Below are 20,382 nucleotides of genomic sequence, written 5' to 3'. Positions count from 1 at the left end.
TTGGATATAAAGTAGGCGATGAGACTGTGTCCCAGTTTTTAACCTAAATTCTTTAAGACAACCACCCCATTCCCTCTTTTCTTTTGCGAAGACCTCCTTCTTTTAAAAAGCGGATATTTCCAATCCATCGCCACTAAAGTAATCAAATATTTACTAATGAAGAAAAAATAGTACGATAAAGGGTCTAAGAAAAATAATATAATGTGTGAAAGGATACCTTATAAAAAGGATTAACACCGATTGGAGTATCCTATAATCTTTGAAGAACATCCAGGTACCTTTACTATGTAAGCGTTTTTTTTAAAAGAAAAAGCAGTTCAAATACTACTATTATTAGTAAAAATATTGTGTGGGGAGCGTTCTACATGACTAATCAACATCATACTGATACAGAAAAGAATGGACAGTTTCCATGGATGGACAAGTCATTGTCACCACGTGAGCGTGCGGAGAAGCTCGTAGCCGCTATGACTTTGGAGCAAAAAATCGCTCAGCTTCACGGTGCGATGGAGACAATCAACATCTATGCCTTGCCGTCTGCAGATGAAATCAATGCTATGAGCGCGGAGGAGCAAGATCAGCTTATGGCCCAGATTCAAGTACAGCGTCATGTAAAGGGGATTGAGGAGTTAGGAATTCCACGCTTTCGCATTACCAACGGCCCTGTAGGCGTAGGTATGGGCGACGGACATCCGAGCCCATCCGCTACCGCATTACCGATGTCCATTGGTCTTGCTGCTGGTTTTGATCCTGGGCTTGCACGTGAGTACGGCGACATCATTGGCTCTGAGACTGCGACGCTTGGCCAACATGTGCTTGAAGGACCGGGCGTTTGTCTACATCGAACACCGATTGCTGGCCGTAACTTTGAATATTTTTCAGAAGATCCGTACCTTTCCGGGGTGATGGGCGTCGAGGTTACGAAGGCCATCCAAAAACACGGCATTATTGCCATGGGTAAGCATTATGTGGTTAATGATCAGGAGTACGAGCGCTTCCGCACTAGTGTCGAGGTGGACGAGCACGTATTGCGCGAGCTTTACCTGCTTCCGTTCGAAATGTTGGTCAAGGATGGTGACATCGCTGCAATCATGAGCGCCTACAACCGCGTTCGTGGTGTCTACGCAACTGAAAACCGCTATATCCTTAACGATATTCTTCGTGACGAGTGGGGTTTCCAAGGTTACGTGCAATCTGATTTCTGGTCATGCCGCTCTGCTGCCGGATCGTTGAACGCTGGTATGGACCATGAAATGCCTGACGCCAAGTGGTTAAACGAGACGAATGTCAAGAATGCCCTTGAGGACACAAGCCTTGAGATCCAAACCGTCGACCGTGCACTGATTCGCCGCTACACGCAGATGTTCCGTTTCGGACAGTTCGAGCGTCCTTACAATCCAGGTGAGATCGATGCAAAGGGTCATGGTGCCATCTCTCGGAAAATCGGCTCCCAGACAGCTGTTCTTCTGAAAAATGAAGGCCAGATGCTGCCGCTTGATCCGAAAGCCTATGGCTCTATCGTGATCATCGGTCAGTCTGAGTTCGTTGATGATGCCTGCAATGGCGGTGGCGGCTCATCCAAGGTCACTCCGCTCTACACTGTACCACCGGTAGAAGGCATGCAGAATGTCCTGCAAGGTCTTGGTTCGGATACGAAGGTCAGCAAGGTCACTGTCGCCAAAGATCTGTCGAACCTAGAAGAAGCCAAATCGGCAGCCACTGAAGCTGACGTGGTGATTCTAATGGCCGGCTTGGTTGCCACTGAAGGCGCTGATTTACCTAGTCCGAACATGCTGAACGATCAGAATCGTATGGTCGACGAGCTACTGGAAATCAATCCGCAAACGGTTGTCGTTATGAAAGACAGCAGTCCTGTGATGATGCCATGGATCGCCAAGGCTAAAGCGATTCTTGAAGCATGGAACCAAGGCACTGAAGATGGTCACGTCGTTGCCGACTTACTCTTCGGTGTTGTCAATCCATCAGGCAAGGTGCCTACAACCTATGCAGCTTCCGAGGGCGATCTTTTGTACGCAGACAGCCCTGAGCGCTATCCTGGTACCGATGAAGGTAATGGCTTCCCGGTTATCCGTTATTCTGAGGGACTCAACATGGGCTACCGCTGGTTCCAGTCCCAAGAAATTAAGCCGTTATTCCCGTTTGGGTACGGCCTATCCTACACGTCCTTTGAGCTTTCTGGATTCTCAGTAACACCATCACAAACGGATGGCCAGTCCCCTATCACGGTAAATGTGACCGTAACCAATACAGGAAAGGTTGCTGGAGCTGAGGTTGTTCAGGTATATCTAGGCATCCCTGTCAAAGGACAGCCACCTAAGCGTCTTGTTGGGTTCCAGAAGGTTTACCTCGAGCCTAGTGAGTCACGTGAAGTTACCCTCACGATTGACCCGAACTCGACGAACCATCCGATGAGTGTATGGGACTACTACGACCACGACTTCGTAGTGAAGCCTGGCGAGTACACTGTATATCTTGGTACATCTAGCGAAAATACGCCATACAAAGAAACGGTAATCGTTGAATAACTGAATAGTAATAGATAGAAGGATTGAATTCTCAGTAGGATTCAATCCTTTTTTGTTGCATACTTAGCCGAAATAGACGACATAGTAGCCACGGGGACGGGTTCCTTGGCTCGATTATTTCTGGCAGTGGGACGAGGGACCCGTACCCGCGGCTCGTCCGTGGCTCACCAGAAATAACCTAGGTTACGAATAAATTAGCGCATTCCCACAAAATATAATCATTATATCCTAAAGGGAATGATGCTATGTATTTGTTCATAAATGCTTTCTATCTAATTGCTGGGTATGTATGGGGAGACTGGCGGAATTGGAGAATGTATTATCCTACCATTCTTTTCTTCATTCTTGGAGATTTTCTATACAATTTTCTTCTTTATCAAAAGTCGATGTGGTTATTCCATGACTTACTCTTACCGAATCATACTTTGGTTACCCTTATAGCCATGGTTGTTTCCTATTCTGTCACTGTATTAATATATCTCGGCCGGTTTCCTAAGGAATGGAAGAAACGGGTTCTATGGTTTTTGTTATGGTCAGGATTCTATGTAGTGATTGAGTATATCAATTACCAATTGGGCTTTATCACTTATCATAATGGATGGAATATTTCATGGTCGGTATTATTTACTGGAGTCATTTTTTTCATTTTGCCTGTTCACCACAAACGTCCTCTGCTTGCTTGGTTTCTATCCGTTGTCATTATCATTTCGTTACTGATTATTTTTGATGTGAAAATGAGTGATTTTAAATAGAGGTTTTTAATAGAAGAAAATTAATTACTGAAAGTAGCTGACTTCATTATGATCTATATATTTATTTGTTTAGTTATTTTCAATATAATCGCTATCTTTATGCCGAAGCGGCTAAAGAAGATTGAGATTTATGCAACTTGCTTTTTTGCGTTTAATTTTGGGAGAATCACTGACGATCTTTTGGATGTGAAGCTTAACCTGTATGGCTTTGTTTCAGAAGGATTGCAATACTTAGGGTTTTTAGCTCAGCTGCTTATCTATCCCTCCATTAGCACTCTGTTTTTAAACTTTTTTCCTTTTGATAAAAGTGTTGCAGCAAAATCATACTACATCTTAGGCTGGTCCTTGTTTTCAATATGCTTCGAATGGATTTCATTGCAAACCAACTTCTTTTACTATACGACTTGGAAACTCTGGTATTCCGCCATGCTCTACCCCATTATATTTTACATTCTTTATGCTAACTTAAAACTGGTGCGCAGGTTGATGAAGTCTTAGCCACGGAGACGGGTTCCTTGGCTCAATACGAACTCTCTGCCAGTCTAAATGTCTGTGGAGGCGAACCGAGGGACCCGTCCCCCTGGTTCTATCTCCACAATCGATAACCGTTGGCCGGAGCGTTTATTTTTTCATTTAATTGAAAACCTTGATGGTTGTCATTTATAACTAGTTGAGCGAGCCTCCAGGTGAAATCGGCTACGTTAAGTTCCTTCATTTCTTCAATGGAATAGAAGCCTGCCTTGTCCACTTCAATCCCATCTGCTTTCGGTTCACCGCTAACATAATCCATGACAAACGTGATGTATGTATGATGGACGCTTCCAGGTTTATCGCCAAGACCAATGATTCGGTTCACTTTGACGGTTACGCCTGTTTCCTCCATGACTTCACGGACAATTGTCGATTCAATTGTTTCGTGCTGCTCAATGAACCCGCCTGGATTTGTCCACTTTCCCTTCCCAGGATCGTGCATCCGGCGAACTAATAATAGCTTATTGTCCTTCATTACTAACGCCCCGACGCCGACGCTATAATTGCCCCAATGAACAAAGGAGCATTCCGGGCAAGCACGTCGCACCTCTCCCCCAATTTCTCTATCCTCCAAAGCTTGTCCACAGTTCATGCAAAAGTTGCTATTCATCTAATTCATCTCCAAACTCATTCTTGCTGCTTTTTAGTTGATTATAATTGTATAGTACATACAAAGTTCTTGTCATTAGCATTATTTGCTTTATGTAAAAAAAGATTGCTAAAGAAAACACTAACCCCGTCCTATTTAAACGGGGTTGGATTTCTAATTCATGTTATTTTTCTTTATTTGAGTTATTTTCTTTTTCCTGATTTGAGCTGCTTTCTTTATCTTTATCTTTATCTTTATTAGACTTATTTTCTTTGTCCTTATTGGATTTGTTTTCTTTTTCTTTATCCTTATTAGATTTGTTTTCTTTTTCTTTATCCTTATTAGATTTGTTTTCTTTCTCTTTTTCTTTACCGGATTTATCTTCTTTTCCTTTATCCTTACCGGATTTTTCTTCTTTTTCTTTTTTCTTACCGGATTTTTCTTCTTTTTCTTTTTTCTTACCGGATTTTTCTTCTTTTTCTTTTTTCTTACCAGACTTTTCTTCTTTTTCTTTTTTCTTCTGTTTCTTCATTTTCTCTGGCTTTTCCGGTTTCTCTGGTTTCCCTGGCTTCTTCGGTTTTTCTGGCTTTTCTGGTTTCCCTGGTTTCTTCGGTTTTTCTAGCTTTTCTGGTTTCTTCTTGCCCTTTTCCATTTCTCCTTTTTCACCCTTTTTCATATTGTCATCTTCATGGTCATGAAGTTTAAAATTCATACTAATCACTCCTTTTTCATTCTTAATATCTTATTAGACAAGCGGTGATTCGTAAGGGCATTTTTATTGGGTAAAATTAATTAAATTTATGGAAATGGTGTGAAGCGGAGAATCATTTAAATAGGAAGAAAGTGAAGATACATTTGATCCTTACACTATCAGTAATAACCAAAATAAGCCCTGTGTCATGAAACAGGGCTTTTTAAAAGATGAATCTATATGCTGTCTGACCTGTAGGATTCGGCAAGCTTCATTAAGTAATACTGCTCCTCTCGATACATATGGTCCGCCATCGATGGTGTGAACGTGCTGAGGACTTCGGCGCTTAGCTCCAGCTCCTCCAGCTCTTTTAAAAAGGTCATAAATAGATTCATTTCTAGCTCGACTTCATGTGTAAATCGGTTTAAAGCAGGAAAGTGGTGGATATTGGTGCGCAGATATCCGGTTAGCTCCACTGCTTTTAAATAAAATTGCTCAAAGTGTTTGGTGAACTTATGGCTTTGTTTCTTCAGCCTTTTTTCCACTGCATCCATTAGATCGTTAATCGCGCCTGCATGGCCGGCAGCATCCACCAGCCAAATTAAATGGTGGTGCAGCTCGTGACATATTGGCGGTGCCTGGCCCTGCTTCAGGTAGGATAACACTCGCTGGTATTCTTCCAATTCATTCACCATATGATTGATGAAGGTTGGCGTGAGATGGATGCCCATTTGACCCGTCAGATGCCTGCTTAAGATGGAAAGCTTAAAGTCCTTCAATTGGTTGACCACTTCTTCAACCGCTGCGGAAAAAGGAACAAGGTTTGATTGATTCAGAAAATTTGCCTGCATGAGATGATGATCAAACTGCTCGATAAAATGAATCGCCTTGGCAATGTCCTCCTGCTGGGACGCATATAATGAATCACGTATAAACCGGGAATGGTCCCCCAGTACCTGGAGCCAAAATTGATGCTCAAAAACCGCTGCGTTCAAATGGTTACTCAAACGGAATCCATCTCCTTCATAGTTGACGTCGTATCACTTTATTCGGGAGTGAAGGGATTTATTAATACCATTTTTCGGGCAGGAGGATACTGTGCACTCCGGACGGATTGTGTCCATACATGGTGCCTGACACCATGTATGGACACTGTTATAAAAAAAGAGGTGTCAGTTAGTTGGTTTTCACCGACTTTCCGACAGCCCTTTTTATTCTATATTAATATGGATCGGCTTCGTGGCTTTTGTTTACAGCCTCTTTTGTTGCTTCATTCTCTGCTAAGGTTCCTTGACCGTATTTCGACTGGCCTGATTCGCGGCCTGGGACTTTGTTTTCCTGCTTCAGTTCCTTCATTACTTTTTCGATGCCTTCTTTTACACGGAGTCCATAGTCCTCATCGGCTTGTGTGAAGTGGTCAATCATGGCAGCTTGAATTCGTTGGTCGCACACGGCAAGCGCTTCGGATAGATTTTTAATCAGTTCATCGCGCTCCCAATCCTCTAAGCTGCGGTATGTATGGCCGGCCTGCCCGTAGTTGTTTGGACGATCAATTGGCGCACTCATCGCCGCTGCATTATACATTGGCTGGTGCGGTGTCCGATTTTCTGTGCTTGCTTCCTTAAAGCCGCCGATTAATGAAGGCTCATAGTTGATATGTGGATTTTCTCCAGACTCCTTCGGATCGCGTATATCCATTTGGCCGCGGTGCTGGTTCGTGCGCACAGGGGCTTTTGGTGCATTTACAGGTAGTTTTAAATAGTTCGCCCCTATGCGATAGCGCTGTGTATCCGAGTAAGAAAAGGTGCGGCCCTGAAGCATTTTATCATCTGAAAAATCCATCCCATCGACAAGAACCCCTGTACCAAAGGCAGCCTGCTCAATCTCCGCGTGGAAATCCACTGGATTGCGATCAAGTACCATCCGACCGACTGGCAGCCACGGGAATTGTTCCTCCGGCCAAAGCTTGGTATCATCAAGCGGATCAAAATCGAGCTCCGGATGGTAATCATCCTCCATGATTTGAACGAAAAGCTCCCATTCCGGGTAATCACCGCGCTCAATGGCTTCATATAAATCCTGTGTCGCATGTCCGACGTTTTTCGCTTGAATCTCATTTGCCTCTTCCTGCGTTAGGTTTCGGATTCCCTGCTTCGGTTCCCAGTGGTATTTTACCAGAACAGCCTCACCCTTTGCGTTGACCCATTTATAGGTGTTGACCCCGGAGCCCTGCATGTGGCGGTAGGTCGCGGGAATCCCCCATGGAGAGAAGAGGAATGTAATCATATGCGTTGCCTCTGGTGTGCGGGAAACGAAATCAAACATCCGCTGTGGATTAGGCACGTTAGAGGCCGGATCGGCTTTAAACGCATGAATCATGTCAGGGAATTTCATCGCATCACGGATAAAGAAAATTTTCAGGTTGTTCCCAACCAAATCCCAGTTGCCATCCTCCGTATACATTTTGACCGCAAAGCCGCGCGGGTCACGTGCTGTTTCTGGTGAATCCTTCGAACCCGCTACTGTGGAGAAGCGCACCATAAGTGGCGTTTTCTTCCCTGCACCCGAAAAGACCTTCGCACGCGTATACTTTTCAACCGGCTCATCCCCGACTTTTCCGTATGTTTCAAAATAGCCAAAGGCCCCGGACCCGCGTGCGTGAACGACCCGCTCCGGAATCTCCTCCCGGTCGAAATGGGAGATTTTTTCAATGAAATGATAATTCTCAAGCGTCGCTGGACCGCGATCACCAATTGTCCGGATATTTTGATTATCCGACACAGGATGCCCCTGCCTTGTTGTCAGTGTTTCACGCTCCACGTCCTGATTGGTTGAAGCATCCTTATTCTGGTTCTCCTTCATCATGAACCCCTCCTTGAATTAATCACCTACTTCTTTTACCCTTTATTGGAAAAAATATACTATTTTTGCAAACTAACCTGTCCGGTTCAATAAGGAGGAAACACTGATAAAAAGAAATGACGTATGCAAATTCATACGTCATTTTATTGATAGGCACCTAAACGACTCTATATTCCAGTTATTTCTATGGATTATTCGATGGTTTAATCAATTCTTCGCAACTGGAGATGATATGTTTCAATTTTGTTCCTGCCATTAGATTTAAGCTGCTCTTGATTTCTTCGAATTCTTTACTGGTTACGTTATCAGAATAATGATAGAGAACTTTGGCTCCATTTAAATCACCTGCCAGCATAGCCTTTTTAATCTTTTCAATTTCATTATTTTTTTCATATTGATTTAGCAGCTGACTTATTTCTCTTTTTAAAACAACGTCCATTTTTGACCGCCTCCACATTATTCAACTTCATCATTTTAGATTTCAAACGGAACATTTGTTCTATTTTATCATTTATGACGTTTAATGGATAGCTTATGTTAATAATAAAACTGAACTATTATCCTAATGCAGACTTACACAATCATTACAAAAACGCTTGAACCAAGCGTTTTTGTCTAATACCATCCTTTAACATGTAATGTAAGTCTCCCAATCCTTTGCATCTGCTAAAAAACATTTATTACATCATTTTTACAGTGATTGGATAAACATATGGTTTTTCTGGTTCATTAATCTCCTTCCAATCTGTAATTTTAATAAGGGGAAGTTCAACCCCGTTATAGCTTGTGACATCCAACACACCTTCTGCTTCAATCCATGTATCCTTATCAAGGGATGGGGCCTCGGAAAATTCAGAAACAAATCCGATTATGCTGGCATCCGCTATACAATGGGTGATTAAAAACCTGGAAATGACAAGCTGGTTTTGGGATAATCCCTTTTCTTTGTATACGAATCCCTTTAATTTAATGTTCTTCCCTCTATATTTAGCAACATCCTTAACTATTTCATCGGTATAAGCGGCATAGACGTAATCGTTCATCTCAATCGTGTCATTTTGTTCTAACTGGCTCATTTGTTCATTATATTCTTCCCCCGACATTTCCATTTGATCTTCCCAATTACTAGGATCTACAGAGTGTTCAATACCAGGGATTTCTTCCGGACTGTCTATACCTTTTTTCTTTTGTATAGACGATTCACCGATTAACTGATCTTTATCATCTTGTAATGCTTGATTTTGGTTAGATAGAATGAGCATGGCACCTTTTTTATCGGCTATAGAGGCATCGAGTACCTTGGGAGAAAGAAAGAACCCGGTTGCCAACGGGAGTATGAGGATTGCATATGAAATGAATTTTTTTGTATGAGAAGGAGAATCTCCATGATTGTGATGACAGGAATGGTCATCGTGATGACCATGATGGAAATGATCCTCATTATGACCATGATGAAGGTGGTTTTCCCGAGCAGTCCATACTCTAGTGATTTGGATGAAAAACAAAATCAAAAAAGTGATGGAAGCTATTTGGCTTAAATTCTCATATTTTGGATTAATAAACTTGGAGATGTCACCGGTATAATGCAGCTTGAAAAGCATGGTTGAAAAAGCCAGTAAAATAAACGCTTTTAACGCCTGCTGAAATTGCAGTTTCATGCCTTGTCCTCCTTATATAAAGGTTTGTACCAGCATTAATGTAAAAAAGACGATTGAAATGATTAATAACAACACGACCATCACAAACCTCCATCGAAATACGCTTAGCATCATAATCGTATTCTTCAAGTCCATCATAGGTCCGAAGATTAAGAATCCAAGGATGGAGGAGAGTGGAAATATACTGCTAAAAGAAGCACCTATAAAGGCATCTGCCTCAGAGCAAAGGGATAAAATGTAAGCCAGCCCCATCATCACAAGTAGTGAGGATCCCGGACCACTGCCAGTTTCTAATAAAGCCCTTGCCGGCATATAAGTTTGTACAGCAGCTGCGATAAATGCACCAATGATCAGATATTTTCCCATATCAAAAAACTCATCAATCGAATGTGTCAGCATGGACCAAAATCGGTTCATAAAGGAATGCTGTTTCTTATTTGTAAGGGAGGACCCTGACCTTATTGGTGCTTTCAGCTGGTTTCCTTTAAATAGCCTGCTTATGGCAAAAGCCACCAAAAGAGCTGTAATAAAACCTAAGCCCATTCGCAATCCAGCGATTTTCACATTGTTTCCAAATGCCATGTATGTAGAGGCAATTACGACAGGGTTGATAAGGGGGCCTGTCAACATAAAGCCAATTGCAGCATGGATTGGAACACCTTTTCCAATGAGCCTGCGAACGATTGGAACGATTCCACATTCACAAGCAGGAAATAGTGCGCCAATGATACAACTCATAATGACAGCCATTACCTTGTTTTCAGGAATCCATCTTTGAATATGATCCTCGGTAACAAAGATTTGAATACAGCCTGCAATAAGAACCCCTATTAAAACAAAGGGCAGTGCTTCTATTAAAATACTAAGAAATATGGTGTTTAGATTTAATAATGACGATGGTAGAGTCAGTGGAAGTTTTAGCTCGCTGTAGGAAAAGAGTAATAGAGCCAGTCCAATCATGAAAAAACCTGAAATCTCCATTATATAATTACGAAGAATGCGATTCATGTTAACCTCCCAACTATCATTTGAGCCATTCGTTTCTACCTTTAATATATTTCCTAATTAATAGAGTATGATTCATTCTTCGAGAAATTTTAAAAAGTTAATTAAATAGGAAATCCCCGCCATCATAAAATTGGCAGGGATGTAGAAAGTCATAGATGAGAGCGTTTATATGCATATTATTAATCGTTCAACGCAGTCTTGATTGTTGCTAAGTTTTTTCTCATGATACTGAAATAATCTTCTTTTTGTTTGATATCTTCCTCTGTTAGAGCCTCCAGATTATGAAGAGTAAGAGAATCTGCCCCTATTTCCTGCTGAATGATTTTTGCTATTTTAGGAGATACATTTTGTTCAAAAATGACGTAACGAATGCCGTGTTCGGTTGACTCTGTGATGATTTTCTGGAGTTCTTTTTGGGAAGGCTCCTCTGTTGGGGATAAGCCTGCAATTGGAACTTCTTTAATTCCATATCGTTTTTCCCAATAGCCATAGGCTGCGTGGGACACTAATAGATACTTGGTTTTCGAGCCCTCGATTGTTTTAGTAAACTCTTGATCCAATTTCTTGAGTTCACTTTTTAATTCATTAAAATTTGATTCAAACTCTGATGCATGTTCCGGCATTAACTCGCTCAAAGAATTTTTAATGTTCTTTGCCAGGTCAATAGAAAGTACGGGATCTAACCATACATGAGGATCGACATCTCCATGAGCATGTTCTTCTTCATGACTGGGCTCTGTCGTTTCACCTTCGAGGGATTGTTCATCTGAATGGATATTTTCTTCATGGGATTGTTCCTCCGAATGGGTGCTTTCTTCTTCGTGGTTTTCCTCATCAGCATGACTTTCTTCACTTTCGTGGGAGCGTTCTCCAGAAAGAACCGAATCTATCAGTTTGATACCTTGTGCTGCTTTAAGGACTTCCACATTCTCCTGTTTCAAGGATTCTGTTACTTTTTCTGCAAACCCTTCTATTCCAACCCCTGTATAGATAAATAGATCAGAATTGGCGAGTGTAACCATGTCTGAAGTAGAAGGCTCAAAGGTATGGGCATCCACGTTTGGTGGATAAATACTTTTTACTTCGACATAACTTCCACCAATTTTTGCTGTAAAATCCTCAAGCGGATAAATAGTGGTAAAGACGGTCAGCTTATCTTTCTCTTCATTTTCATTGGTTTTTCCAGCCTCTTTAGAGCTGCAACCTGTTAATAGCAGGCTTAAACTTAAGACAGATGATGTAATAAGTGCAGGTATTTTCATACGTAATCCCCCTTACTAAATTTTAAATACCACATAATAAAACGAAATCATTTCGTTTTACATTCTAAAATAAATCTATGTGTTTGTAAATGAATTTAGGAATCATTTCGATTTATTTTTTTGTAAAACTTAAAAAATTATCTACCTCCGCTTGACAAAAAAATAAAATTCAGATAAGGTTCAAATCTTAATGGTTCTGATTTAAATCCCGAAAATATAAGGAGGTTACTGCCAGTTGCGTGTAAAAATTACCTTACAATGTACTGAAACTGGTGACAGAAATTATATCACTACAAAGAATAAACGAAATAATCCTGAAAGACTCGAACTAAGGAAATATTCTCCTCGATTGAAGCGCTACACGATTCACAGAGAAACAAAGTAAGAAGCTAGTAAGGTTAGTAATGTGTTGATCCTTTAGTGATAGTAGGTTGGTATAAGTTTATCCTATAAATCGTAATGATTTTGATTTATAAAATAGAATGGAAGGAAGAATGAGCATGAAGGACACTAGAATTCCTGTAACTGTTTTGAGTGGTTATTTAAGGGCAGGTAAAACCACATTATTAAATCATATTCTTCAAAACCGTGAAAGATTGAGAAAAGAGATGACACAAAATTGGAATCAAATGATTGATCCTTTTGCATGGACCATTACTGCAGCAGGATAGGAATTTTGAAAATCAGGTTGTTTTATATCATTATTTCCTACAACGGTTTCGCCATGGGTCTTAAATAGTATGACCACAGGGACACTTTTGTCCCTGTGACTTTTACATATATTCAGGACGTGTTACCTGTTACTAAGGCTTCTTCCATTTGAGTCCATGAAGTCTCAAAGCCCTGCCTTGGAACTAAATGAACGATTGATCAGCTAAAGGATCATTGAGGTAGAGCGAATCTACCATCTTCACCTTTAGGAAGCAACAGAACCGTCCCCCTGCTTCATGAGAGCCCCGTTATCCTAGATTTTGAACCTTTTAATTAAATCTTGTAGTTCTTCAGCCATTGTTGTTAGGGATGAGGAGGAGGCTGTTATTTCTTCCATTGCGGCTACTTGTTCTTCGGTGGAGGCTGACATGGTTTGGGTGCCGTCTGCGATGACTTCTGATACCCTGGCAACAGCCTCCATGCTTGTTACCATCTGGTCCGTTCCCGCTGAAAGCTGTTGTACCGCTGCTGTTACTTCTTGAATTTGGGAAGAAACTCCTTGAACGGCTTGTTCAATTTGCCTAAATGAACTTCCGGCATCCCGGATCAATTGAATTCCATCTGTAACTTTACTAGTCGTCGCATCCATGGATTCGACGGTTTCGTCTGTATCTGTTTTAATCACAGAAATCAGAGAAGAAATCTGCTTAGCCGACTCGGAGGATTGCTCAGCCAGCTTTCGCACTTCGTCTGCCACAACGGCAAATCCGCGTCCGTGCTCGCCTGCTCTTGCTGCCTCAATCGCTGCATTTAAGGCTAACAGGTTTGTTTGATCTGCGATTCCTGTTATCACTCTGATAATCTCATTAATTTGGTTCGAGCGTTCGCCCAGCGTTTTTACTTTTTCAGAAAGATGATTCACAGTATCGCTAATATCATCCATCTGATGAATAATCTTGGTTACAGAATGATTACCATCAACGGCCTTTTCTGATGCTTGGATTGATGTATTTGATACGATTTCTGAGCTTTCAGCGATTTGAGTTACTAGAGAAGATAAATCCTGGATTGTTTTATCCGTGTCATTCAAGCTCTGAACCTGTCTGTCCGTTCCAACAGCAACCTCTTGGACCGTTGTTGCAATGTGCTCTGTTGCCTTTGTCGTTTCTTCTGAGCTTGCAGCCAACTGCTCCGATGCCGCTGCAACCTGCTCCGCATTCACCGCTACCTGTCTAATTAACTCTCGCAGCTTTCCAACCATTTGGTTAAAAGAGGACGCCATTTCCCCTAGTTCATCACGTGTCTTAATGGTGATTTCCTGTGTAAGATCACCCTCACCCTCTGCAATTTCCTTCAGGCGTGCGTTCATTATTTTAATTGGTCTATTAATTGAGCGAATGATCAAGGAAGAAATGAACATTCCACCGATAATGGATATAAAAGTCGCAGCGTATAGGATGACCGCGCTAATTGTCTGCGTTTCTTCTAATTTAGTTGTATTTTCGTCAATGGATTGATTGACTTTAGTAATGAATGCTTCCACACTCGGATCCACTAACTCTTTTCGAATACTTCTTTGTTCTTCCATATGGACGGTTAATGCTTGTTCTTTATCCCCATTGTGATAAGCATCCACCATTTTCCTGTGGGAATCAAAATAAATTTGTAGGTTTTGATTGATCTCCTCTAGTGTCTCTCTATCTGTATTATCCAGCTGAACCTTCTTTGCTTCGATAAAATATTGCTCAATCTCCTTGATTTTATCCTCCGTTCCAGCCACCAGTTCATCATCACCAGTAAGAAGAAACGCTCTTTCATCATTAGAAATTCCCGTAAAACGATATTCGATTGATTTTAACGTTAATTGAAGGCCTTGATGTTCCTCAATTTCAAGATAGGCCTTCTCTGTAACCCTCGATTGAATACTTGCTAAAAAGCCTGAAATAAGTATCCCAACCACCAATAACGAAACTAATACGATAAGTTTTGTTTTAATCTTCATAAATTCCCTCCTCGAGGACTTTATACACTACGAATATATGAAACCAATAAGACTATTTTACCATTTGGGAATTTTCAATACTATGAAAAAAACCACGGGGACGGGTTCCTTGGCTCATTTCGCAGATTCCGTTAATCTCTGCGGCTTTCTGTGCTTTCTTTTTATTTGTGAGCCGCGGGACTGTGGCTCTTTATTTGGGGCCGCGGGACCTGTGGCTCTTTTTCATACGTTGGGATAAAGAATTGGCAATGATGGAAAACTAAATGAGGAAATCTTACTTTGTGTTTTTCGAATGATTGATTAAAAAAATAAGCATTGAAAAAGGAGCTTCTACATATGACGAGTGATTTATATGCTAAAGAGTACATTCGAAATTTGTCTCAATTAAAAGGTCTTGTACCGGAACAAATGCAGTCATATCGAGATTTTAGTGCAGCAGTTTTTTCAGAAGGCGTCTTGTCTAAAAGGGAAAAGGAACTCATTGCGGTTGCGATTACGCATGTAACAGAATGCCCTTATTGCATTGACTTTCATACGAAGGCAGCGAAAAAAGCGGGGGCCACATTGGAGGAATTGGCTGAGTCTGTATTTGTCGCCGTCGCGGTCGAGGCTGGCGGGGCCATCACGCACAGTACACATGTGCATAATGCAAAGCAGAAGGATGCACCAGATGTATTGTATGCCCGTTCCAACCTGCAATTCGTAGGTCAGTTGGGTTCATTTGCACCAGAGGGTTTTAAAGGGTATCAGGCATTTAGTGCTGCCGCTACAAAGGTGGGAAATCTTAGTGCAAAATTCAAGGAGATTATCGCCGTGGCTGTTGCCAACGCTTCACAATGTCCATACTGCATTGATGTGCATACGAAAAAAGCTGAACAACTCGGCGCAACGAATGAAGAGCTCGCTGAGGCGGTCATGGTCACTTCCGTGGTGCGAGCTGGCGGAGCTTATGTTCATATGGCTAATATGATTCAGAGTTTCCGAGAGGAAGAGTAAGTAAGACCACGGGGACGGGCCCCTTGATCCATTTTTTAAGAATAAATAGCTGTTACAATAGAAAGGACCTTGTGTTCCTGTTCTTTGTGAATTTGCTTACTTCAGGGCCACGGTACCCGTCCCCGTGGCTCGAAAAACCGGCTTCTGCTTTATAAGAAGGCCGGTTTTTGTTGAGTTAAGGTTATTTTGTTTCTGAGATACTTTGAACAATTTGTGTAAGTGCTTCGCTGATAGGCGTCACTGGGCGACCAAGGACTTTTTCAAAATCAGGACTATCCACTTCTAATGAACCGTTTCGAATGCTTTCTTGAATTCCCACTACAATCGGAAGGACAAAATCAGGTACACCTAAACCTTTCATGATCTCAGCATATGTCTCATCATTAACTTGTTGTACAGGTATTTTTTTACCTATTACAACACCAAGAGCATTGACTAATTCTTCTTGTGTTAAAAGTGGACCAGAAAGCTCATATACTGTATTTTCGTGACCTTCTCCTACAAGAACCTTTGCTGCTGCTTCTGCATAATCCTGCTGCAGAGCCCAGCCTACTTTTCCATCTTCAGCAGACGTTACCCATGGAGCACCTGCCAACGCACCTTGAATACTTCCAATTTCATTTTCTAAATACCAATTGTTACGCAAGAAAGAGTATGGAATACCCGTTTTAACGATGGCCGCTTCTGTCGCCACATGTGGAGGAGCCATTAAATTCTTACTTTCTGTAGCATTTGCAAGACTTGTATAAGCAATAAATTTAACTCCTGCCCGTTCGGCTGCTGCGACTGCATTCGTATGCTGAACAATCCTTGTCTCATTGTCTCCGTCTGCAGAAATGATTAATAAACGATCAATCCCTGCAAAAGCAACATCCAATGTTTCTGGTTCGTCAAAATTGCCACGGCGAACTTCTACACCAAGAGAACGTAGTCCCTCTGCTTTTTCTGGATGACGAACACTTACTGCTAATTGGCTTGCAGATACAGTTTTCAATAATGATTCCACAACCTTTGAACCTAATTTTCCAGTTGCTCCTGTAACTAATAATTTCATATAATAATCCTCCCATTATGATTTTATTGTAACAACCTCGATTACTTGTATTCATTTTAGTTACATGTAATCGTTTTGTCAACAGGTAAAAAACCTTTAATATTTTGCGTTTGTAATGGACAGCATATACTTGTAATCAAATTAATTACAAGATAAAATAAAAGAATTAAAAAGCGGAAAGTAATAGGGATGGTGACTGAAGATGTCCATCAGCAGCCGATTTGCTGTGGGAATTCATATATTAACTTTGATTGATTTTAACAAGGAAGGTACAAGTTCTTCTGAATTCTTGGCTTCAAGTGTTAATACGAATCCTGCCGTGATTAGAAAACTTATGGGAATGCTCAAAAAAGCAGGCTTAATAGAGGTGCATCCCGGTATTGCTGGAGCTAAGCTTGCAAAGGACTTATCACAAATTACACTGTTTGACGTTTATAAGGCTGTGAATGTTGTACAGGAAAAGGAATTGTTTAGTGTACATGACAACCCAAATCCAAAATGTCCCGTAGGAAGGAACATTCAAAATACAATTGAACCATTATTTGAAGCTGCCCAGCTAGCAATGGAGAAAGTATTAGGAAGTTTAACCCTAGAGGATGTTGTAAAGGATATTGCTAGTAAAGAGAATATGAACTGTTAAAAAAAGGAACATGGGTAAAGGATTGACCACGGGGACGGGTTCCTCTTCTCCATTCGGACGCTCTGCTAGCTAGACCCTGTGCCACGCAGTACTAATTTATATCTGTGGGATCTGTCACTAAGGCTTTTTCATTTGAAGGCGGGGTACATTCTGACTGATTCTTGGTTTCTGGCCTTCTCTTTGTCTGGAAACGACCCTTCTTTTGACTGATTCTTGATCTTTGTTTCTTTCCCTTGTCAGAATGGGAATCTTATTATTAGGCGTACCACAGGGAGAGACCTCTCGTCTCGTCTTGGTACACGGAGAAAGGCCCCTTGTTTCATTATCGGCAATTCCCCTGACGCTTATTGTTGTTCTAATAGAGAAACCCTATCCTTTTGATTATCGGATAGGGCTTACTTCAGTTATTCTGCACATATTTTATGAGTGGGTCAATGAACCCGCTGCTCAATTATAGTTTAATACAAACATTAGATAATTCTGAGTAGAATTCGAAGCTGTGGATTCCGCCTTCTCGGCCGATGCCGCTTTGCTTCATGCCGCCGAATGGTGTGCGAAGGTCGCGTAGGAACCATGTGTTTACCCAAATAATTCCGGCTTCAACTTCTCTTGCTACGCGATGGGCACGACGTAGGTCATTGGTCCAAATGGATGCACTTAAACCATAATCTGTATCGTTTACTTGATCCAGCACGTCTTCTTCTGTGTCAAAAGGAATGACTGTTACAACCGGGCCAAAGATTTCTTCTTTTACAACTCGACAATTGCGATCAAGACCTGTAATAATAGTAGGTTCTAAATAGTAGCCTTTTTCTAATCCCTCAGGACGTTTACCGCCAGTTAGAACTTCTCCGCCTTCTTCTTTTGCTAACTCAACATAGCTTAGAACGCGCTCATAGTGGTCTTTACTGATCAATGCGCCAACTTTTGTTTGTGGATCAAATGGATCTCCAACGATTAATTCCTTTGTTTTTGCCACAAACTTCCCAATAAATTGATCATAAGCAGAACGTTCTACATAGATTCTGGAGCCGCAAAGGCAAACTTCCCCTTGATTAATAAAGCTCGATTTTAACGTTGTTTCGATCACTTCGTCTAAATCAGAATCAGCAAAGATGATATTGGGGTTCTTGCCGCCAAGCTCATAGGAAAGCTTTTTCAATGTGTTTGCTGCTGATTTCATGATCGTTTGTCCAGTTAACGTTTCTCCTGTAAACGTAATCGCATCAACATCTTTGTGCTCAGTAAGTGCTGTACCTACCACACCGCCAGAACCGTTTACAATATTCACTACTCCGTCTGGAACTCCAGCTTCTTTACAAATTTCTCCAATCACTGTTGCTGTTGTTGGCGTTAGACTTGCTGGCTTGATCACAACTGTATTACCGGCTGCAAGAGCTGGTGCTAGTTTCCAAGTCATCAGTAATAATGGTAGATTCCAAGGACTGATGATTCCCACAACCCCCACTGGACGACGAACGGAATAGTTGATCGCTGTATCATCTGTTTCATAGGCTTCTGTTCCTACAGAACGCAAATAGTCTGCGAAGAAGTGGAAGTTGTAGGCAGATCTTGAAATATCAACGGCTGTTGACAACCAAATTGGTTTTCCTGTATCCAATGATTCAAGGCGCGCAAGCTCGTCTTTTCTTTCTAAAATAAGGTCTCCGATTTTACGAATAACAGCAATTCTTTGATCCAAGGTGAACTTTTTCCAAGGTCCTTTTAACGCTCTTTTAGCAGCTGCAACGGCTGCGTCCACTTCCTCTTGTCCACCTTGCAAAATTTGGCTGATCACTTCTTCTGTTGCAGGGTTAATATTGGCTTTTACCTTCCCTGAAAGTGATTGAACATATTCCCCATTAATAAAGTGTAAACTATCAACTGATTTTACTACTTCTGCTTGTGTACTCATTTTACATCCTCCTAATAGTTTTTTATTTTTATAAAATTATTTGCGCGTATAAATAATACTTTTTTCCGAATATTACAATAATTTATTCCGAGATACTGCCTTAAGCTGAATGTGTTGTTTAAAATACTAATCGAAGCTGCACGGTTAACTAAAGAATACGTTTCCTCTCTACAAAACTTTTAGTACTTCTAAAAACTCGCTGAATATTCTTTTACAAAAGAAGCCTTTGTTTTTGTAAAAGTTATGAGAGGATTCCAGCTGCCTGATGACTGCCCGGCAGCATAGTACACTGGATTCCAATCCTCATCAATGATTCCTAACAGCATAGCTAAGTGCCGGCCGCCTGACTCAACCTTTGCCAGACTTGAAAATTGCGGCAGCATGTTATAGGCCTCACGATATTGCTTATTCATCACAAAATCAACAAACTGCTTATCCATCGCATGCTCCGAAACGGTTGGCATATTGTGTCTGCCGCGCACTAAGTTATGTGCAAGCGCACCACTTGAAACGAATATGACCTTCTTGTCTGTTTCTAGTAAAACCTTTGCAATCGCCTGACCCCATTCATAGGTTTCCTGAAGATTGGCAGCTAGCGTAACAGATAGGTTAACGACCGGAATATCTTCATTTGGAACCAAATAGCGTAAAGGAACAACTGTGCCGTAATCCCACACAAAGAACTCATCATGGACCCCTTCAACGGCCAAAGAGGCATCTTTTCCGGCTTGGACTAATTGGTTAGCTAATCCTTCGTCACCTTGGTAATGATAGGGAACATCTTTAATGAGATCGGGAGCTTCTATTGCCGTAAGAAGGCCTTTATGTACAGGATAGCAGTCGACATAGTGGGCAAAAGTGGACGGCCAGTGACAAGATACTAACACGATCACATCTGGCTTTATTTCGGAAATTTCCTTTGCAACCGCCTTTAAACCATCGACCATCTCTTGCTGAAATTCAGGTACTTGATCCTCATGGCAAATGCTTGGAACATGAGGTACAAGCATACTTAATTCAATCGTCATGAAAAATATCTCCTTTGGTAAATAGATTAAAACATTAAACAGGGGTGCCGGGCTGTGATATGGTGCCTGACACCATTGTTAGAAGACTCCACTTCCGACAGACTTTGGAGTTTTCCCTATCCCTTTGTCAGAAGATGGCTTTACTTCTGACAGACTTGGGATTTTTCCCTGTCCCTTTGTCAGAAGATGACTCTACT

General features: G+C 41.4%; 18 protein-coding genes and 1 pseudogene. 7 read left to right on the top strand and 12 right to left on the bottom strand.

The genetic code is table 11. The annotated features are described in order from the left end of the window. Positions 1 to 365 precede the first annotated feature (365 nt). The 3 genes from ACHUFV_RS22870 to ACHUFV_RS22860 all read left to right on the top strand — a co-directional run bounded on the left by ACHUFV_RS22870 (position 366) and on the right by ACHUFV_RS22860 (position 3,796). On the top strand, positions 366 to 2,546 hold the full coding sequence (locus ACHUFV_RS22870; protein WP_394238209.1) for a beta-glucosidase family protein: 2,181 nt from the start codon (positions 366 to 368) through the stop codon (positions 2,544 to 2,546). Between the two features lie 245 nt (positions 2,547 to 2,791). Beyond that, entirely contained in the window at positions 2,792 to 3,298 is a 507-nt protein-coding gene (locus tag ACHUFV_RS22865; protein ID WP_394238208.1) for a CBO0543 family protein, read from the top strand. Between the two features lie 48 nt (positions 3,299 to 3,346). After that, on the top strand, positions 3,347 to 3,796 hold the full coding sequence (locus ACHUFV_RS22860) for a CBO0543 family protein (RefSeq protein WP_394238207.1): 450 nt from the start codon (positions 3,347 to 3,349) through the stop codon (positions 3,794 to 3,796). 88 nt (positions 3,797 to 3,884) lie between these two features. On the opposite strand, the gene ACHUFV_RS22855 is transcribed toward ACHUFV_RS22860, so the two are convergent. The 8 genes from ACHUFV_RS22855 to ACHUFV_RS22820 all read right to left on the bottom strand — a co-directional run bounded on the left by ACHUFV_RS22855 (position 3,885) and on the right by ACHUFV_RS22820 (position 11,899). Continuing rightward, positions 3,885 to 4,439 (bottom strand): NUDIX domain-containing protein, encoded by a 555-nt coding sequence (locus ACHUFV_RS22855; protein WP_394238205.1) that lies wholly within the window; start codon positions 4,437 to 4,439, stop codon positions 3,885 to 3,887. A 163-nt stretch (positions 4,440 to 4,602) separates the two neighbouring features. Then, positions 4,603 to 5,130, bottom strand: coding sequence for a hypothetical protein (locus tag ACHUFV_RS22850; RefSeq protein WP_394238203.1), 528 nt, complete (start codon positions 5,128 to 5,130; stop codon positions 4,603 to 4,605). Positions 5,131 to 5,345: 215 nt separating this feature from the next. Continuing rightward, on the bottom strand, positions 5,346 to 6,116 hold the full coding sequence (locus ACHUFV_RS22845) for a DUF2935 domain-containing protein (RefSeq protein WP_394238201.1): 771 nt from the start codon (positions 6,114 to 6,116) through the stop codon (positions 5,346 to 5,348). A 214-nt stretch (positions 6,117 to 6,330) separates the two neighbouring features. Continuing rightward, positions 6,331 to 7,971, bottom strand: coding sequence for a catalase (locus tag ACHUFV_RS22840; protein WP_394238199.1), 1,641 nt, complete (start codon positions 7,969 to 7,971; stop codon positions 6,331 to 6,333). A 184-nt stretch (positions 7,972 to 8,155) separates the two neighbouring features. After that, positions 8,156 to 8,410: a hypothetical protein gene (locus tag ACHUFV_RS22835; RefSeq protein WP_394238198.1), complete on the bottom strand. Its 255-nt coding sequence runs from the start codon at positions 8,408 to 8,410 to the stop codon at positions 8,156 to 8,158. Positions 8,411 to 8,651: 241 nt separating this feature from the next. Then, a complete protein-coding gene (locus tag ACHUFV_RS22830; RefSeq protein WP_394238196.1) occupies positions 8,652 to 9,629 on the bottom strand; it encodes a TIGR03943 family putative permease subunit in 978 nt (325 codons plus the stop codon). A 12-nt stretch (positions 9,630 to 9,641) separates the two neighbouring features. After that, complete coding sequence (locus tag ACHUFV_RS22825; RefSeq protein WP_394238194.1) at positions 9,642 to 10,637, bottom strand: permease; 996 nt, start codon at positions 10,635 to 10,637, stop codon at positions 9,642 to 9,644. Between the two features lie 179 nt (positions 10,638 to 10,816). Beyond that, positions 10,817 to 11,899 (bottom strand): metal ABC transporter solute-binding protein, Zn/Mn family, encoded by a 1,083-nt coding sequence (locus tag ACHUFV_RS22820; RefSeq protein WP_394238192.1) that lies wholly within the window; start codon positions 11,897 to 11,899, stop codon positions 10,817 to 10,819. Between the two features lie 235 nt (positions 11,900 to 12,134). On the opposite strand from ACHUFV_RS22820, the gene rpmG reads away from it, so the two are divergent. Together rpmG and ACHUFV_RS22810 are read left to right on the top strand one after the other, a co-directional pair. Continuing rightward, entirely contained in the window at positions 12,135 to 12,284 is a 150-nt protein-coding gene (gene rpmG / locus ACHUFV_RS22815) for a 50S ribosomal protein L33 (RefSeq protein WP_168243666.1), read from the top strand. A gap of 115 nt (positions 12,285 to 12,399) precedes the next feature. Continuing rightward, a pseudogene (locus tag ACHUFV_RS22810) lies at positions 12,400 to 12,519 on the top strand (GTP-binding protein); the annotation flags it as partial. A 344-nt stretch (positions 12,520 to 12,863) separates the two neighbouring features. Here the strand turns inward: ACHUFV_RS22810 and ACHUFV_RS22805 are convergent. Beyond that, on the bottom strand, positions 12,864 to 14,552 hold the full coding sequence (locus ACHUFV_RS22805) for a methyl-accepting chemotaxis protein (RefSeq protein ID WP_394238190.1): 1,689 nt from the start codon (positions 14,550 to 14,552) through the stop codon (positions 12,864 to 12,866). A gap of 336 nt (positions 14,553 to 14,888) precedes the next feature. Here ACHUFV_RS22805 and ACHUFV_RS22800 point away from each other — a divergent pair, with 336 nt between their 5' ends. Then, positions 14,889 to 15,548, top strand: a complete 660-nt coding sequence (locus ACHUFV_RS22800; protein ID WP_394238188.1) for a carboxymuconolactone decarboxylase family protein — start codon at positions 14,889 to 14,891, stop codon at positions 15,546 to 15,548. Positions 15,549 to 15,729: 181 nt separating this feature from the next. Here ACHUFV_RS22800 and ACHUFV_RS22795 read toward each other — a convergent pair whose 3' ends face one another. Next, the gene (locus ACHUFV_RS22795; protein WP_394238186.1) at positions 15,730 to 16,602 is read right to left on the bottom strand and encodes an SDR family oxidoreductase; all 873 of its coding nucleotides are present in this window, start codon (positions 16,600 to 16,602) and stop codon (positions 15,730 to 15,732) included. A gap of 202 nt (positions 16,603 to 16,804) precedes the next feature. Between ACHUFV_RS22795 and ACHUFV_RS22790 the strand changes: the two genes are divergently transcribed. After that, entirely contained in the window at positions 16,805 to 17,242 is a 438-nt protein-coding gene (locus ACHUFV_RS22790; RefSeq protein WP_394238184.1) for an Rrf2 family transcriptional regulator, read from the top strand. A 451-nt stretch (positions 17,243 to 17,693) separates the two neighbouring features. On the opposite strand, the gene ACHUFV_RS22785 is transcribed toward ACHUFV_RS22790, so the two are convergent. Together ACHUFV_RS22785 and ACHUFV_RS22780 are read right to left on the bottom strand one after the other, a co-directional pair. Further along, positions 17,694 to 19,157, bottom strand: a complete 1,464-nt coding sequence (locus ACHUFV_RS22785; RefSeq protein ID WP_394238182.1) for an aldehyde dehydrogenase — start codon at positions 19,155 to 19,157, stop codon at positions 17,694 to 17,696. Positions 19,158 to 19,345: 188 nt separating this feature from the next. Then, entirely contained in the window at positions 19,346 to 20,185 is an 840-nt protein-coding gene (locus ACHUFV_RS22780; RefSeq protein ID WP_394238180.1) for a DODA-type extradiol aromatic ring-opening family dioxygenase, read from the bottom strand. Positions 20,186 to 20,382: the final 197 nt, after the last annotated feature.

This window comes from Niallia oryzisoli, from assembly GCF_043641075.1.
Lineage (GTDB): Bacteria > Bacillota > Bacilli > Bacillales > Cytobacillaceae > Bacillus_BD > Bacillus_BD oryzisoli_A.
This window is presented reverse-complemented; position numbering and strand designations above follow the sequence as displayed.

Excerpts from the sequence above, each read along its gene's own strand:
- ACHUFV_RS22870 (WP_394238209.1), top strand. The coding sequence starts at position 366 with ATGACTAATCAACATCATACTGATACAGAAAAGAATGGACAGTTTCCA.
- ACHUFV_RS22865 (WP_394238208.1), top strand. The coding sequence starts at position 2,792 with ATGTATTTGTTCATAAATGCTTTCTATCTAATTGCTGGGTATGTATGG.
- ACHUFV_RS22860 (WP_394238207.1), top strand. The coding sequence starts at position 3,347 with ATGATCTATATATTTATTTGTTTAGTTATTTTCAATATAATCGCTATC.
- ACHUFV_RS22855 (WP_394238205.1), bottom strand. The coding sequence starts at position 4,439 with ATGAATAGCAACTTTTGCATGAACTGTGGACAAGCTTTGGAGGATAGA.
- ACHUFV_RS22850 (WP_394238203.1), bottom strand. The coding sequence starts at position 5,130 with ATGAATTTTAAACTTCATGACCATGAAGATGACAATATGAAAAAGGGT.
- ACHUFV_RS22840 (WP_394238199.1), bottom strand. The coding sequence starts at position 7,971 with ATGAAGGAGAACCAGAATAAGGATGCTTCAACCAATCAGGACGTGGAG.
- ACHUFV_RS22835 (WP_394238198.1), bottom strand. The coding sequence starts at position 8,410 with ATGGACGTTGTTTTAAAAAGAGAAATAAGTCAGCTGCTAAATCAATAT.
- ACHUFV_RS22830 (WP_394238196.1), bottom strand. The coding sequence starts at position 9,629 with ATGAAACTGCAATTTCAGCAGGCGTTAAAAGCGTTTATTTTACTGGCT.
- ACHUFV_RS22825 (WP_394238194.1), bottom strand. The coding sequence starts at position 10,637 with ATGAATCGCATTCTTCGTAATTATATAATGGAGATTTCAGGTTTTTTC.
- ACHUFV_RS22820 (WP_394238192.1), bottom strand. The coding sequence starts at position 11,899 with ATGAAAATACCTGCACTTATTACATCATCTGTCTTAAGTTTAAGCCTG.
- ACHUFV_RS22805 (WP_394238190.1), bottom strand. The coding sequence starts at position 14,552 with ATGAAGATTAAAACAAAACTTATCGTATTAGTTTCGTTATTGGTGGTT.
- ACHUFV_RS22800 (WP_394238188.1), top strand. The coding sequence starts at position 14,889 with ATGACGAGTGATTTATATGCTAAAGAGTACATTCGAAATTTGTCTCAA.
- ACHUFV_RS22795 (WP_394238186.1), bottom strand. The coding sequence starts at position 16,602 with ATGAAATTATTAGTTACAGGAGCAACTGGAAAATTAGGTTCAAAGGTT.
- ACHUFV_RS22790 (WP_394238184.1), top strand. The coding sequence starts at position 16,805 with ATGTCCATCAGCAGCCGATTTGCTGTGGGAATTCATATATTAACTTTG.
- ACHUFV_RS22785 (WP_394238182.1), bottom strand. The coding sequence starts at position 19,157 with ATGAGTACACAAGCAGAAGTAGTAAAATCAGTTGATAGTTTACACTTT.
- ACHUFV_RS22780 (WP_394238180.1), bottom strand. The coding sequence starts at position 20,185 with ATGACGATTGAATTAAGTATGCTTGTACCTCATGTTCCAAGCATTTGC.